Below are 15,101 nucleotides of genomic sequence, written 5' to 3' on the forward strand. Positions count from 1 at the left end.
AGCCCGGCGTCACGCGGCTCGTTGCCGTGAGAGGTCCCGGGGTTTGCGAGACTGGGACCGTGAGCAGCGCACCCCCCGCACCCCGGGTCATCGCCGTCGTCGGACCGACCGCCGCAGGAAAGTCCGATCTGGGCGTCTTCCTCGCCAGGCGTCTCGGCGGCGAGGTCGTCAACGCCGACTCGATGCAGCTGTACCGCGGGATGGACATCGGCACCGCCAAACTGACGCTCGCCGAGCGCGGCGGCGTCCCGCACCACCTCCTGGACATCTGGGACGTGACGGTCGCCGCCAGCGTCGCCGAGTACCAGCGGCTCGCCCGCGCCCGGATCGACGCGCTGCTCGCCGAGGGACGCTGGCCGGTCCTGGTGGGCGGCTCCGGACTGTACGTCCGCGGGGCCGTCGACAAGATGGAGTTCCCCGGCACCGACCCCGCCGTGCGCGCCCGCCTGGAGGAGGAGCTCACCCTGCGCGGCTCCGGAGCCCTGCACGCGCGGCTCGCCATGGCCGATCCCGGGGCCGCCCAGGCGATCCTGCCCAGCAACGGCCGCCGGATCGTCCGCGCCCTCGAGGTCATCGAGATCACCGGCAAGCCCTTCACCGCCAACCTCCCCGGCCACGACTCCGTCTACGACACCCTCCAGATCGGAGTGGACGTGGCCCGCCCCGAGCTGGACGAGCGCATCACCCGGCGGGTGGACCGGATGTGGGAGGCCGGGCTCGTGGACGAAGTGCGCACACTGGAGGCGCAGGGCCTGCGCGCCGGGCGCACGGCCTCCCGCGCGCTCGGATACCAGCAGGTCCTCGCGGCGCTCGCCGGGGAGTGCACCGAGGACGAGGCCCGAGCCGAGACCGTTCGCGCCACCAAGCGCTTCGCGCGCCGTCAGGATTCATGGTTCCGGCGCGACCCCAGGGTGCATTGGCTCAGTGGGGCTGCGGCGGATCTCACAGAACTCCCGGAACTCGCACTGGCGTTGGTCGAACGACCGGTCACAGCCTGATCACGTCCTGGCATCGGGACGCTCCGGCCGTCATCCGGGCCTCCGGCGCCGTGCCATCATCAAGCTTCGATCGACCAGTGAAGTCCGAGTTGGGAGGGCGCGTGGCGATGGAGGCCGGCCCTCGCGACACTGCACGAGGCACTGAGTACGGTGCTGATCGGGACGGAGTTCGTCTGAGCATCGATCCGGACGCCGACACCGGCGTCGAGCCGGAGCTGGGCGGAGAGCGACTGAGCTCCGACGGCCCCGAGGACACCCCCGACGGGGTGATCGCCGACGGCCCCGGTCCCGGCGAGATGTCCCCCGAGCCGGAGGTCGAGGTCGAGCTGCGTCCGCAGCGCCTGCTGCGCATCTGGCAGCTCGCGCCCATCGTGGCGCTGGCCGCGACGGGCTCCCTGATGTTCGCCTTCCCGCTCGCCTTCGAGTTCGGCGACGGCGGTGCCGTGGTCGCCATGCTCGGCCTGCTGATCTGCCTGTGCGCCGCGGGCTGGGGCATGATGGCAGCCCGCCGGGTCGGCTACGCGCTGCCCGGCTTCCCGCCGCGCGGCTCCGGCCGACGCGCCGACTGGCGGGTGGTGCTCGCCTACGTCGTGATCGTCGCCGCGGTGGCCGTGCTCGCCGTGGGACGCGTGGCCCGACTGCGCTGACCCCCGGGCCCGCTCCAGGAGGAACCGTCGCGGCCCTGTGCGGACGCCGTCCCGGTACCCGCACCGCGCGGGCGGGGCTGTCGCGGTGACCCCGTACGATCGAGGAATGAGCACGCGGATCGCCTTCCTCAAGGGGCACGGGACCGAGAACGACTTCGTGATCATCCCGGACCCGGAGAACGTCATCGACCTGCCTCCCGTCGCCGTCGCCGCCCTGTGCGACCGCCGCGCGGGCATCGGCGGCGACGGTCTGCTGCACGTCGTGCGGTCCGCCGCGCACCCCGAGGCCGAGGAGATGGCGGCCGAGGCGGAGTGGTTCATGGACTACCGCAACGGCGACGGTTCGGTCGCCGAGATGTGCGGCAACGGAGTGCGTGTGTTCGCGCACTATCTCCACCGCGCCGGATATGTGGCCGAAGGGGACACCGCGATCGCCACGCGCGGTGGCGTGAAGCCCGTCCACATCGCCAAGGACGGAGACGTCACCGTCGGCATGGGCAAGGCACGCCTCCCCGAGGGCGAGGTCACGGTGAGCGTCGGCGAGCGCAGCTGGCCCGCGCGCAACGTGAACATGGGCAACCCGCACGCGGTCGCCTTCGTGGAGGACCTCGCGCACGCCGGTGACCTCTTCACACCCCCGCCGTTCGCCCCGGCCTCCGCCTACCCGGACGGGGTCAACGTCGAGTTCGTCGTCGACCGGGGGCCGCGCCATGTCGCCCTGCGGGTCCACGAACGCGGCTCGGGCGAGACCCGCTCCTGCGGTACGGGTGCCTGCGCCGTGGCCGTCGCCACCGCCCGCCGTGACGACGCCGACCCCGCCGTGACCGGCACCCCGGCGACGTACACCGTCGACGTGCCCGGCGGACGCCTGGTCATCACCGAGCACCCGGACGGCGAGATCGAGATGACGGGCCCCGCCGTGATCGTCGCCGAGGGCGAGATCGACGCGGAGTGGCTGGACGGCGCCGCGCGCTGAGCCGCGCAGGACGGACGTCGTACGTCCTTGCCGTCCCTTCCAGAAAATCGAAACCGTAAACCCAAAAACCTTCGCTCGAATGAGTGATCCGTTTCACGCTCGGCGAGAGGCGGTCAACCGGGTGTGGTGGGGTCGGTAGCATCAAGCACCGGCCCGGACGGGGGATCGACACCATCCCCTGAGCCGAGTACGCCATGGGGCACCCGTCCGCCGGTCTGACGCAGCCGGAGGTGCCCATGAGTGCGGAGGCGACGAATCCCGCGACGCCAGGCCCTGCCACGCCCGCCGCCCAGCGCCCGGCGGCGCTGGAGCCCGGGGTGCCCCCGGCGCACCGCAAGAAGACACGGGCCCGGATCGACCTGCGCCGGCTCGGGCGGGCCGCACTGCTCGGGCCCGCGGCCCGCGACCGGCTGCCGGACGCGATCGGGCACGTGGCGGAGGCGCACCGCGCCCACCACCCCGACGCGAAACTGGAACCCCTGCGCCGGGCGTGGGTGCTCGCCGAGTCCTCGCACCGGGGCCAGATGCGCAAGAGCGGCGAGCCGTACATCACCCACCCGCTCGCGGTGACCCTGATCCTCGCCGAACTCGGCGCGGAGACGACCACGTTGACCGCCTCCCTGCTCCACGACACCGTCGAGGACACGGAAGTGACGCTCGATCAGGTCCGTGAGGAGTTCGGCGACGAGGTCTGCTACCTGGTCGACGGTGTCACCAAACTGGAGAAGGTCGACTACGGCGCCGCCGCCGAACCGGAGACCTTCCGCAAGATGCTCGTCGCCACGGGCAACGACGTCCGGGTCATGTCGATCAAACTCGCCGACCGGCTGCACAACATGCGGACCCTCGGCGTCATGCGCCCCGAGAAACAGGCGCGCATCGCCAAGGTGACCCGGGACGTGCTCATCCCGCTCGCCGAGCGCCTCGGCGTGCAGGCGCTCAAGACCGAGCTCGAAGACCTCGTCTTCGCGATCCTGCACCCCGAGGAGTACGAGCACACCCGGGAGCTGATCGCCGAGAACGCGAGCCGGTCCGACGACCCCCTCGCGGACATCGCCGAGGAGGTACGCGTCGTCCTGCGCGACGCCGGCATCCAGGCCGAAGTCCTCATAAGGCCGAGGCACTTCGTCTCCGTGCACCGGGTGTCGCGCAAACGCGGCCCGATGCGCGGCGCCGACTTCGGACGCCTCCTCGTGCTCGTGAACGAGGACGCCGACTGCTACGGGGTCCTCGGCGAGCTGCACACCTGTCTCACCCCGGTGGTCTCGGAGTTCAAGGACTTCATCGCCGTCCCCAAGTTCAACCTGTACCAGTCGCTGCACACGGCCGTCACCCGCGGCGACGGCCAGGTCGCCGAAGTCCTCATCCGCACCCACCAGATGCACAAGGTCGCCGAGGCCGGCGTCATCGCCCTCGGCAATCCCTACGCCCCGCCGTCGGAGGAACAGCCGGACGGCGGGGGCGAGCGCCCCTTCGACGGCGAGCGCGCCGACCCCACCCGACCCGGCTGGCTCTCCCGGCTGCTCGACTGGCAGCAGGGCGCCCCGGACCCGGACACCTTCTGGTCGACCCTGCGCGAAGACCTCGCCCAGGACCGGGAGATCACCGTCTTCCGTGCCGACGGAGGCTCGCTCGGCCTGCCGGAGGGCGCCAGTTGCGTCGACGCCGCGTACGCGCAGTACGGCGAGGACGCGCACGCCTGCATCGGCGCCCGCGTCAACGGCCGCCTGGCGACGCTGAGTACGGTCCTGAGGGACGGCGACACCGTTCAACTGCTCATGGGCCAGGACCCGGCCTCCGAGCCGTCCAGGGAGTGGCTGGAGCACGCGCACACGGCCGCCGCGCGGATCGCCATCCAGCGCTGGATGGCAACACACCCCGCACCCGGCGACGAGGAGGCGGCCCGGGCCTCCGCCCCCGGCCCCCGGCCGCCCGTCGCGGCCCCGGCCCGTCCCGCCGGGACGCAGACCGCCCGCCCGGCGAGCGCCGTCGCCGACCCGCCCGGCGCCTCCGTACGCATGGCCGGCTGCTGTACGCCCGTACCTCCCGACGAGGTGACCGGCTTCACCGTCCGCGGGGGAGTGGTCACCGTGCACCGCGTCGAGTGCGCAGGGGCGGCGCGCATGAAGAGCGCGGGGCGCCCGGAGGTGGGAGTGCGCTGGGGCGACACCACCGAGTGCCGCGTCACCCTGGTCGCCGAGTCGTTCGGACGCCCGCATCTGCTGGCCGACCTCACCGAAGCCATCGCCGCGGAGGGGGTCGCCGTCGTCTCCGCGACCGTCGAACCCCCGAGCCAGCAGCGCGTACGCCACACCTACACGCTCCAACTCCCCGACGCGGCGCACCTCCCGGGCCTGATGCGCGCGATGCGCAACGTGCCGGGCGTGTACGACGTGAGCCGCGCCCAGCATCCGGCGACCGCGGCACAGTAGACCGGGCTTCACGCGGGCGTACCGCGGCCCGGTCCGAAGCGGCGGCCCGGGCGGCCGGGCACGGGTGCCGGGTGCGGCAGCCGCGCGCCGTCCCCCAAGGAGCCCGGGAACCCACTCGTCCGCGCGGGCCGGATCTCGCGGCCTCGTGCCGCCCGCCAAGGAGCCGGGTAATCCACTCGTCCGGGCGGGCCGGATCTCGCGGCCTCGTGCTGCCCCCCAAGGAGCCGGGTAATCCACTCGTCCGGGTGCACCGGATCTCCCGGGCTCGTGCTGCCCCCAATGAGTACTCGGACCTACTCGTTCGGGTGGGCCGGGTGCGAGTCGGCCACGCGGAGGGGGTACGCGCTGGTAGCCGTGGTCCATGCCGCACAACCCCACCTCCACGCCCGCTCGCCCGAGAAGCCGCCGCGTCACGGCGGCCCTGCTCGCCTCGGCCGTCTCCGTCTGCCTGATCGCCGCGAGCGCCCCGGACCCGGCCGGGCCCCTGGGGGTCGGCGACCGGCTCTTCCCCACGCTCGGCAACCCCGGGTACGACGTCGAGTCGTACGACCTCGACTTCGTCTATTCCGGCAGGAACGACAAACCGCTCACCGCCGTGACCACGATCGACGCCGTGACCACCGAGACGCTCGACCGCGTGAACCTCGACTTCGCGCACGGAAGCGTCCGGTCGGTCGAGATCGACGGGACTCCCGCCCGCTTCACGAAGGCCGGCGAGGATCTGGTGGTGACGCCGGCCGAGCGGCTGCCCGCCGGGAGCCCGCTGCGCATCACCGTGCGGCACACCAGCGACCCGGTGAGCGCGAAGGGCCAGGACGGCGGCTGGGTACGGACCAAGGACGGACTCGCGATGGCCGGACAGGCCGACGCCGCGCACCTGGTCTACCCGTGCAACGACCACCCCTCCGACAAGGCCATGTTCACCGTCCGCGTCACGGCCCCGGACGGCTACACGGTCGTCGCCAACGGACTGCCCCGGGGCACCCGCCGGGCCGGCGGCGCCACGACCTGGACGTACCGGACCGAGCACCCCATGGCCACCGAGCTGACCCAGGTGTCCATCGGCCGCTCGGCCGTGCTGCACCGGCAGGGGCCGCACGGCCTGCCCGTACGGGATGTGATCCCCAGCGCCGACCGCGCGGCCCTCGAACCGTGGCTGCGCAAGACTCCCGGCCAGATCGCCTGGATGGAGAGCAAGGTCGGCCGGTACCCCTTCGAGACCTACGGGCTGCTGATGGCCCAGGCGCAGACCGGCTTCGAGCTGGAGACGCAGACCCTCTCGCTGTTCGAGAAGGAGCTCTTCACCCAGCCCGCCTACCCGAAGTGGTACGTCGACTCGATCATGGTGCACGAGCTGTCGCACCAGTGGTTCGGCGACAGCGTCAGCCCCCGGGCCTGGTCCGACGTCTGGCTCAACGAAGGACACGCCACCTGGTACGAGGCCCTGTACGCCGAGGAGAAGGCGCACAAGCCCATGGAGAAGCGGATGAAGGCCGCCTACCGGCTGTCCGACTCCTGGCGGGCCGCCGGCGGTCCGCCCGCGAGGCCCAAGGGACCCAAGCCCGGCCAGAAGATCAGTATCTTCCGGCCGAACGTCTACGACGGCGCGGCCCTGGCCCTGTACGCGCTGCGCCAGGAGATCGGGCGCCCCGCCTTCGAGCGCCTGGAGCGTACGTGGGTGAGCCTCAACCGCGACGGCGTGGCCTCGACGGCCGACTTCGTGGACCTCGCCTCCGCGGTCGCCGCACGTGATCTGAGCGGCTTCTTCAAGGCGTGGCTGTACGCCGCGAAGACACCGTCGATGCCGGGGCACCCGGACTGGAAGAGCGACGCACCGAAGGCACGCAAGCACGCGTGATGCCCGTGCGGGCGGCCCCCGGAGCGACGGGGGCGTCCCCCGGGTGACGGGACCGGACGGGCCGCGGCACCCCGCGGGCAGCGATGCCCGCGGGTGCCCGGCGGCTCACGATAAGTCGCGTGACGGGCCAGGTCGTGCCGTGCGACCATCTTCGAGCCGGCCGCGCGGCGCCCCTTCGGAGGGTTGGTCCGGCCGGAACCGGGAATCTCCCGGTGGCCACGAACGTTGTTCCCTGTGTGGGGCGGCATCCGTCGGCCCGCGGCTCACCCGATCTATGTAAGGATCCAATGACCTCCTCTTCTTCCCCTTCCCAGGACGCGCAGAATTCCGCGCAGAACTACCCCGAAGGTCTTCGGGCCGATGCCCTGATGGAAGAGGACGTCGCCTGGAGCCACGAGATCGACGGAGACCGGGACGGCGAGCAGTTCGAACGCTCCGAGCGCGCGGCCCTGCGCCGTGTGGCGGGCCTCTCCACCGAGCTCGAGGACGTCACCGAGGTCGAGTACCGACAGCTCCGTCTGGAGCGCGTCGTCCTCGTCGGTGTCTGGACCTCGGGGACCATCCAGGACGCGGACAACTCGCTGGCCGAGCTGGCCGCGCTCGCGGAGACCGCGGGAGCGCTCGTGCTCGACGGCGTCGTCCAGCGCCGTGACAAACCCGACGCGGCCACGTACATCGGTTCCGGCAAGGCCATCGAGCTCCGGGACATCGTGATCGAGACCGGTGCCGACACCGTGATCTGTGACGGTGAACTGAGCCCCGGCCAGCTGATCCACCTCGAGGACGTCGTCAAGGTCAAGGTCATCGACCGTACGGCCCTGATCCTCGACATCTTCGCCCAGCACGCCAAGTCCCGTGAGGGCAAGGCGCAGGTGGCGCTCGCGCAGATGCAGTACATGCTGCCCCGGCTGCGAGGCTGGGGTCAGTCGCTGTCCCGTCAGATGGGCGGCGGCAAGGGCGGCGGCCTCGCCACCCGTGGTCCCGGTGAGACCAAGATCGAGACGGACCGGCGCCGCATCCGCGAGAAGATGGCGAAGATGCGCCGGGAGATCGCGGAGATGAAGACCGGCCGCGAGATCAAGCGCCAGGAGCGCCGCCGCAACAAGGTGCCCTCGGTCGCCATCGCCGGTTACACGAACGCCGGCAAGTCGTCCCTGCTCAACCGCCTCACGGGCGCGGGCGTCCTCGTCGAGAACGCGCTGTTCGCGACCCTGGACCCGACCGTGCGCCGGGCCGAGACCCCGAGCGGGCGGCTGTACACGCTGGTCGACACGGTCGGATTCGTCCGCCATCTGCCGCACCACCTGGTCGAGGCGTTCCGTTCCACCATGGAGGAGGTCGGCGACTCCGACCTGATCCTGCACGTCGTGGACGGTTCGCACCCGGCACCGGAGGAGCAGCTGGCCGCGGTCCGCGAGGTCATCGGTGACGTCGGCGCGACCAAGGTGCCCGAGATCGTCGTGATCAACAAGGCGGACGCGGCGGACCCGCTGGTCCTCCAGCGCCTGCTGCGGATCGAGAAGCGTTCCATCGCGGTCTCGGCGCGCACGGGCCAGGGCATGGACGAACTGCTCGCGCTGATCGACAACGAGCTGCCGCGTCCCTCGGTCGAGGTCGAGGCGCTCGTTCCGTACACGCACGGCAAGCTCGTCGCCCGCGCCCACACCGAGGGCGAGGTGATCTCCGAGGAGCACACCGAGGAGGGCACCCTGCTCAAGGCGCGGGTGCACGAGGAACTGGCCGCCGACCTCGCCCCGTACGTCGCGGCGCCGGCCCTCCGGTAGACCTCCGGACCGGCACGCCGGCGGGCGACCGCTCGGCACACGCGAAGGCCCGCCCCCTCCCGAGGGGGCGGGCCTTCGCGCGTACCGGCCCATCACGCCGTGCGTGTCACCGTCCGGCGAACTTCGCGCTCACCGAGTCGTACACACCCTTGGCCACATCGCCCAGCCGCGGGCCCGCCAGCCAGCCGAACTTGACCGGGCCGATCGAGGTGTTGGAGACCAGAGCCGGCTTGCCGTCCGAACCCGTGGCCACCCAGCCGCCGCCCGAGGAGCCGCCGGTCATCGTGCAGCCGATGCGGTACATGGTCGGGTCGGACTGCGCGACCGACAGCCGTCCCGGCTTGTCCGTGCACTGGTACAGCCTCTGGCCGTCGAACGGCGCCGCGGCCGGGTACCCGGTGGCCGTGATGCTCGACACCTGGGGCACGGCCGGAGCGTTGAAGTTCACCGGCAGCGCCGAACCCACCGTCTCCTCAAGGGACTTGCCGTTGCCGCCCTTCTCCGGCGTCACATGCAGCACCGCGTAGTCGTACGAGGCTCCCTGGCCGCCCGTGGAACCGCCCTGCTCGATCCACTGGTCCGAGGTCTGCGCCCAGTCGCTCCACCAGACACCGTACGGAGCGACCTCCTCGCGCGGGGCGCTCTCCAACTGCGCCTCCGTCCTGCCGGCGTCGTTGTACGAGGGCACGAAGGCGATGTTGCGGTACCAGCCGCCCTTCTTGCCGGCGTGCACGCAGTGGCCCGCGGTCCACACGAGGTTGGACTTGCCCGGGTGCGCCGGGTCCTCGACCACCGTCGCCGAGCAGACCATGGTGCCCTCGGGGGCGTCGAAGAACACCTTGCCCGCCTCGGGCACGACCGCGTGGTACGACGCCTTCACGGCCCGAGCCGTCACCGGGGCCGGTTCCGGGTCGGTGACGCCCTGGTCACCGCTGAGGTCGGCGTCGTCGACGCCCTTGTTCTTGTCCGGGTCGTCGGCGCCGCGCATGCGGGCCGGGTCCCAGAGGTCCTTGATGATCGGGTTGATGAAGTCGTCGGCCTGGCGCAGCCATTCGTCCCGGTCCCAGTTCTTCCAGGCGCCTTTCTTCCACTTGTCGACATCGATGCCGTGCTCTTTGAGCCTGTTCTTGATGTCGTCCGGGATCTGGATCTTTCCGTCACCGCCCTGGGACGCGGAGGCGGTCGGCTCACCGCTCGCCGTGTCGCTGCCCGAGTCACAGGCGGTGGCCGTCAGCGTCAGGGCCGCGGCGAGGCCGACGGCGGCCAGCACGGGGGACGTTCTGCGGCGCGCGCTCCTGCCTCGACGGGTGGCGAAGGGCGGGCGTATGGATCGCATGGTGTAACTCCCCCTGAAATCATGGGAACGGTGCGGTGCGGTGTGTCTGCGGGCGCCTGAGCGGCTCGTTCGGCGGGGCCGAACGGCATCACAGACTATGCGGTCGCCATGCGGGACGCCTGACAGAACGGCAACGGTTCCGCTACGGGGGCGCTCCCGCGCTGCCCGAGGGTCTCTGACGGAGCGCCACCGGGAGCGCCGCCGATCCATCCGGCGAGGAACCGGCGAGGAACCTCGGATTCACCCGCTTCCCAACGCGACCGGCGTCGTTGGTACGTACGGGGGGCCTGCCGCCTGGATCCGGACCCTTCTGCCAACTCGCCTCTGAACTGCGGGAGGACCTGAAGTCGTGGCCGTGACCGAGTCAGCGGTGGTGCCGGTGGGGGCGCCAGGGACATCCGAGGAGGCGCGGGCCACCGGCGCCGAAACGCCCGAGCGGGCGCGCGCCGCGCACGAAGGCATTCTGCGGCGCCAGTCGGCGCGCGAATCGGCGGCCCGCACCTACGCGCGCGCCCTTCCGATCGTTCCCGTACGGGCCCGCGGGCTGACGATCGAGGGTGCCGACGGGCGCCGCTATCTCGACTGCCTCTCCGGAGCCGGGACCCTGGCGCTCGGACACAATCACCCCGTCGTCCTGGAAGCGATCAGAAAGGTCCTCGACTCGGGGGCGCCCCTGCACGTCCTGGACCTCGCGACACCGGTCAAGGACGCCTTCACCACCGAGCTGTTCCGCACGCTTCCGCCGCGGTTCGCCGAGCGCGCGCGGGTCCAGTTCTGCGGACCGGCCGGGACGGACGCCGTGGAGGCCGCGTTCAAACTGGTGCGCGCGGCCACCGGCCGCACCGGCATGCTCGCGTTCACCGGCGCCTACCACGGGATGACAGCGGGGGCGCTCGACGCGTCAGGCGGCGCGACCGACGTGCGCGTCGCGCGCCTGCCCTATCCGCAGGACTACCGCTGCCCGTTCGGCATCGGCGGCGACCGCGGCGCCGAACTCGGCGCGCGCTGGACGGAGTCCCTGCTCGACGACACCAAGTCGGGCGTTCCGCTCCCCGCCGGCATGATCTTCGAGCCCGTCCAGGGCGAGGGCGGGGTCATTCCCGCGCCGGACGCCTGGACACGGCGGATGCGCGAGATCACACGGACCCGGTCCATCCCGCTGATCGTGGACGAGGTCCAGACGGGAGTGGGGCGGACCGGCGCCTTCTGGGCGGTGGAACACAGCGGGATCACCCCGGACGTGATGGTGCTGTCCAAGGCCATCGGCGGCAGCCTGCCCCTGGCCGTCATCGTCTACCGCGACGACCTCGACGTCTGGGAGCCCGGCGCCCACGCCGGCACCTTCCGCGGCAACCAGCTGGCCATGGCCGCCGGCACGGCCACCCTGGCGTACGTCCGCGAGAACGGCCTCGCCGAACGCGCGGCGACCGTCGGGGCCCGCATGCTGGACCGGCTGCGCGCCCTCGCCACGGAGTTCCCCTGCGTCGGCGACGTACGCGGCCGTGGTCTGATGATCGGCCTCGAACTCGTCGATCCCGTAGGGCCGCCGCAGCCCACCCCCGACGGCCCCACGCCCGACGGCCCCCGCCCGGCCGCCCCCGAACTCGCCGCCGCCGTCCAGCGGGAGTGCCTGCGCCGAGGTCTGATCGTGGAACTCGGCGGCCGCCGGTCCAGCGTCGTACGACTCCTTCCTCCTCTGACGATCAGCGACGAACAGGCGTCGGCCGTGCTCGACCGGCTCGCGGACGCGGTGAGCGCGGTGAGCGCGGTGAGCGCGACGATCCTGCGTGACGGGAGACCCGGAAGGGACAGGTCTCGGGGTGCCGACGGTCCCGAGTGACGGCCGGCCTCCTCCGCACCGGGCGTACGCAATCCGGTGGGACCCGCCGGAACACCCGCCCGAGGACACCACGGAACCGGCGGGCCGGGCCGGCGAGGAACCGGCCGGGCCCACCGACCTCCCCGCCCCACCGACCGACCAGGAACACCGAGTGCGCGACGCACCCCGGCTCCGCCCCGGTCCCGTCGCCGCACGAGCCCGAACGACCCGCAAGGAACTCCTCGTGAACACCACACCCGCGTCCGACAGCCCGCCCTCCCCGTACGAGCGAACGGCCGTCGGCAGCCCGGCCCCGCGCCTGCCCGGACCGGAGTCCGTTCCCCGGCAGACGGAGGCGGACCGGGCGCCGGCGCGGCCGGGCGGGGCCACCGTCGACCTGCTGGACCTCCTCGACCACCCCGACCTCCGGACGGCGGCTCAGGCGGCGGCGGTCGAGAACCTGCTGCGCTGCTGGGTACGGGAGAACAACCTGGCCGCCCCTCACGACGGCACCCTGCGCATCCCCCTGCCGGCCAGCGGAGCGACCCTGCTCGTTCCCGTCCACCACTGGTCCCCCTCCGGCTGGCACCGCTTCGGGCTTCCCCTCCTCGCCGGAGCCCCCGCACAGGCACCGGCCGTCGACGCGGTGACCCTGGCGGCCCTCTTCGCCCGGCAGTCGGCCCCCGCGGCACCGGCAGCGGAAACGCGACTCCCCGCGCCCCCGGCCCCCCGCGGCGAACCGGCGGCGGCCGGGCCGGGCGAGGCCGGCGCCCGGGACACGGACAGCCCGGCCGGTGAGGGCGCCGACCTCGTCGGCCGCGTGGCCGACTCGGTCCGGCGCACCGCCGTGTTCATCAGGGACCGCAGGGAACACCCCGCCGACCCACCCGACCTCTTCCTCGCCGCGGAACAGGCGCTCCTCCTCGGCCACCCCCTGCACCCGACCCCGAAGGGGCGCGACGGCCTCTCCGACGCGGAGGGCAGGCTCTACTCACCCGAGTTGCGCGGCTCCTTCCCCCTGCACTGGATGGCGGTCGCCCCCTCGGTGCTGGCCTCCGACTCGGCCTGGACGGAACGCGGCCGCCCCGTGTCGGCGGAGCAGCTGACCATGCGGCTGGCCGGGCCCGGAATGGCCCTCCCCGAGGGCTACGCCGCCGTACTGCCCCTGCACCCCTGGCAGATGCGCGAGGTCCGGCACCGCCCCGGGACCGCGGCCCTGCTGGATGCCGGACTGCTCCGCGACCTCGGTCCGCGGGGCGCCCCGTGGCACCCCACGTCCTCCGTCCGCACGGTCTACCGCTCCGGTGCCCCCGCGATGCTGAAGCTGTCACTGGGCCTGCGCATCACCAACTCCCGTCGGGAGAACCTCCGCAAGGAACTCCACCGCGGCGCGGAGGTCCACCGCCTGCTGCGCGGCGGCCTGTTCGAGCAGTGGCACTCCGTCCACCCGGGCTTCGACATCGTCCGCGACCCGTCCTGGCTCGCCGTCGACGACCGGGACGGCAACCCGCTTCCCGGGCTCGACGTGATGATCCGCCACAACCCGTTCCGGCCCACGGACGACGTCGGCTGCGTCGCGGGGCTGGTCTCACCCCGGCCGTACGCGCGACTGGGCACGCACAACCCGGCCGAGCGCGGTCCCTTCATGCGCTCCCGGCTCACCGAGATCGTCACCGGGCTCGCGGGCCGGACCGGCCGTCCGCGCGGCGCCGTCGCCACCGAATGGTTCCTGCGCTACCTCGAACAGGTCGTACGACCCGTGCTCTGGCTGGACAGCGAGGCGGGCATCGCCCTGGAGGCGCACCAGCAGAACACTCTGCTCCTGCTGGACGCGCACGGCTGGCCCACCGGCGGCCGCTACCGTGACAACCAGGGCTACTACTTCCGCGCGTCCCGGCGCGCGGAACTCGACCACCGGCTGCCCGGCATCGGCGCGCGGAGCGACACCTTCGTCTCCGACGAGATCACCGACGAGCGCTTCGCCTACTACCTGGCCATCAACAACGTGTTCGGCCTCATCGGAGCCTTCGGCTCCCAACGGCTCGCCGACGAGAACCTGTTGCTCGCCGCGTTCCGGCGCTTCCTCGGCGGCGTGGCCACCGGACCGGCCCGGCTGCGCACGCCGCTGCCCGCGCTGCTGCTCGACTCACCCGTCCTGCGCTGCAAGGCCAACCTGCTCACCCGGCTGCACGGCCTCGACGAGCTCGTCGGTCCCGTCGACACCCAGTCCGTCTACGTCACCATCGCCAACCCCCTTCATTCCTGAGGGACTTGACCCACCCCGTCTCCCGAGAGGAGCGTCGTCGTGCCTCCCACCGATGAGAGCACCGACGCCGGCACCGCCCGCGCCGCCCGAACCGACCGAGGATCCGCGCCAGGATCCCGCGCGGGCACCGGCTTCGACCCAGGCGCCGCCTCGGACTGCGAGGACACGCTCGACCTGCGCCTCTCGGACGAACTGATCGCCCTGTTCGCCGGGGACACCGCCTCTCGGGACAGGACCGCGGGCGGGACCGCTCACAGGACCACGGCGGGCACGGTCCACGGGGCTCCGGGCGGATCCTGGGAGGAGACCCCGGGCGCGGACGATCTGCTCGACCGTGTCGGCGACTGGGGGCCGGCCAGGACGACCGCGGGCGCCCTGCACCTCGTTCCGGTGCGCGGCGACCGCGACCTGGCCCTCGTCCACCGCTGGATGAACGATCCCGCCGTCGCGGAGTTCTGGGAGCTGGCGGGGCCCGAGTCCGTGGTCGAGGAGCATGTGCTCCGGCAGCTCGACGGCGACGGACGCAGCGTCCCGTGCATCGGGGTGCTCGACGGCACCCCGATGAGCTACTGGGAGATCTACCGCGCGGATCTGGACCCCCTGGCACGCCACTACCCCGCCCGCCCCCACGACACCGGGATCCACCTCCTCATCGGCGGTGTCGCCGACCGAGGGCGAGGCCTCGGGTCCACCCTGCTCAGAGCCGTCGCCGACCACGTGCTGGACCGGCGCCCCTCGTGCGCTCGGGTCGTCGCGGAACCCGATCTCCGCAACACCCCCTCCGTGTCCGCGTTCCTGAGCGCCGGATTCCGGTTCTCGGCCGAGGTCGATCTGCCCGGCAAAAGAGGGGCTCTCATGATCCGGGACCGGTCCTTGCGCGATCTGCTGTAGAGCGGTCGCTCCCGGCCCAGCGATGACTTGTGGCCGAGCCGTCTCTCGTGGTCCGCCGGCCGCCGTGGCTCGCGGGCCACCGGCCGCCCGCCGA

At 72.5% G+C, this 15,101-nt stretch carries 10 protein-coding genes; 9 read left to right on the forward strand and 1 reads right to left on the reverse strand.

Annotated features, from left to right (window positions below; genetic code table 11):
• Window positions 1-59: 59 nt before the first annotated feature.
• The 6 genes from miaA to hflX all read left to right on the forward strand — a co-directional run bounded on the left by miaA (window position 60) and on the right by hflX (window position 8,695).
• Complete coding sequence (gene miaA / locus ACF07B_RS29875; RefSeq protein WP_369479490.1) at window positions 60-998, forward strand: tRNA (adenosine(37)-N6)-dimethylallyltransferase MiaA; 939 nt, start codon at window positions 60-62, stop codon at window positions 996-998.
• A 107-nt stretch (window positions 999-1,105) separates the two neighbouring features.
• Entirely contained in the window at window positions 1,106-1,645 is a 540-nt protein-coding gene (locus ACF07B_RS29880) for a hypothetical protein (protein ID WP_384239504.1), read from the forward strand.
• 106 nt (window positions 1,646-1,751) lie between these two features.
• On the forward strand, window positions 1,752-2,621 hold the full coding sequence (gene dapF / locus ACF07B_RS29885) for a diaminopimelate epimerase (RefSeq protein WP_392181243.1): 870 nt from the start codon (window positions 1,752-1,754) through the stop codon (window positions 2,619-2,621).
• 236 nt (window positions 2,622-2,857) lie between these two features.
• The gene (locus ACF07B_RS29890) at window positions 2,858-5,053 is read left to right on the forward strand and encodes a RelA/SpoT family protein (protein WP_392181244.1); all 2,196 of its coding nucleotides are present in this window, start codon (window positions 2,858-2,860) and stop codon (window positions 5,051-5,053) included.
• A 361-nt stretch (window positions 5,054-5,414) separates the two neighbouring features.
• A complete protein-coding gene (locus ACF07B_RS29895; RefSeq protein WP_384242147.1) occupies window positions 5,415-6,911 on the forward strand; it encodes a M1 family metallopeptidase in 1,497 nt (498 codons plus the stop codon).
• A 287-nt stretch (window positions 6,912-7,198) separates the two neighbouring features.
• Window positions 7,199-8,695 carry a GTPase HflX gene (hflX, locus tag ACF07B_RS29900; protein WP_369479494.1) on the forward strand — a complete coding sequence of 499 codons (1,497 nt, stop codon included), beginning with the start codon at window positions 7,199-7,201 and terminating at the stop codon, window positions 8,693-8,695.
• Window positions 8,696-8,801: 106 nt separating this feature from the next.
• Here hflX and ACF07B_RS29905 read toward each other — a convergent pair whose 3' ends face one another.
• Window positions 8,802-10,031, reverse strand: coding sequence for a serine protease (locus ACF07B_RS29905; protein WP_369479495.1), 1,230 nt, complete (start codon window positions 10,029-10,031; stop codon window positions 8,802-8,804).
• Window positions 10,032-10,380: 349 nt separating this feature from the next.
• Between ACF07B_RS29905 and ACF07B_RS29910 the strand changes: the two genes are divergently transcribed.
• The 3 genes from ACF07B_RS29910 (at window position 10,381) to ACF07B_RS29920 (ending at window position 15,007) form a co-directional block, all read left to right on the forward strand.
• The gene (locus tag ACF07B_RS29910; RefSeq protein WP_392181245.1) at window positions 10,381-11,871 is read left to right on the forward strand and encodes a diaminobutyrate--2-oxoglutarate transaminase family protein; all 1,491 of its coding nucleotides are present in this window, start codon (window positions 10,381-10,383) and stop codon (window positions 11,869-11,871) included.
• A 223-nt stretch (window positions 11,872-12,094) separates the two neighbouring features.
• Window positions 12,095-14,116 (forward strand): IucA/IucC family protein, encoded by a 2,022-nt coding sequence (locus ACF07B_RS29915; protein ID WP_392181246.1) that lies wholly within the window; start codon window positions 12,095-12,097, stop codon window positions 14,114-14,116.
• 39 nt (window positions 14,117-14,155) lie between these two features.
• A complete protein-coding gene (locus ACF07B_RS29920; RefSeq protein ID WP_392181247.1) occupies window positions 14,156-15,007 on the forward strand; it encodes a GNAT family N-acetyltransferase in 852 nt (283 codons plus the stop codon).
• Window positions 15,008-15,101 lie beyond the last annotated feature (94 nt).

Origin of the sequence: Streptomyces sp. NPDC015532 (assembly GCF_043078065.1) — a bacterium.
In the GTDB taxonomy this organism is placed as follows: Bacteria; Actinomycetota; Actinomycetes; order Streptomycetales; family Streptomycetaceae; genus Streptomyces.

What these genes read in the sequence shown, in the direction of transcription:
- ACF07B_RS29880 (WP_384239504.1), top strand. Translation starts at nt 1,106, where the DNA reads ATGGAGGCCGGCCCTCGCGACACTGCACGAGGCACTGAGTACGGTGCT.
- dapF (WP_392181243.1), top strand. Translation starts at nt 1,752, where the DNA reads ATGAGCACGCGGATCGCCTTCCTCAAGGGGCACGGGACCGAGAACGAC.
- ACF07B_RS29890 (WP_392181244.1), top strand. Translation starts at nt 2,858, where the DNA reads ATGAGTGCGGAGGCGACGAATCCCGCGACGCCAGGCCCTGCCACGCCC.
- ACF07B_RS29895 (WP_384242147.1), top strand. Translation starts at nt 5,415, where the DNA reads ATGCCGCACAACCCCACCTCCACGCCCGCTCGCCCGAGAAGCCGCCGC.
- hflX (WP_369479494.1), top strand. Translation starts at nt 7,199, where the DNA reads ATGACCTCCTCTTCTTCCCCTTCCCAGGACGCGCAGAATTCCGCGCAG.
- ACF07B_RS29905 (WP_369479495.1), bottom strand. Translation starts at nt 10,031, where the DNA reads ATGCGATCCATACGCCCGCCCTTCGCCACCCGTCGAGGCAGGAGCGCG.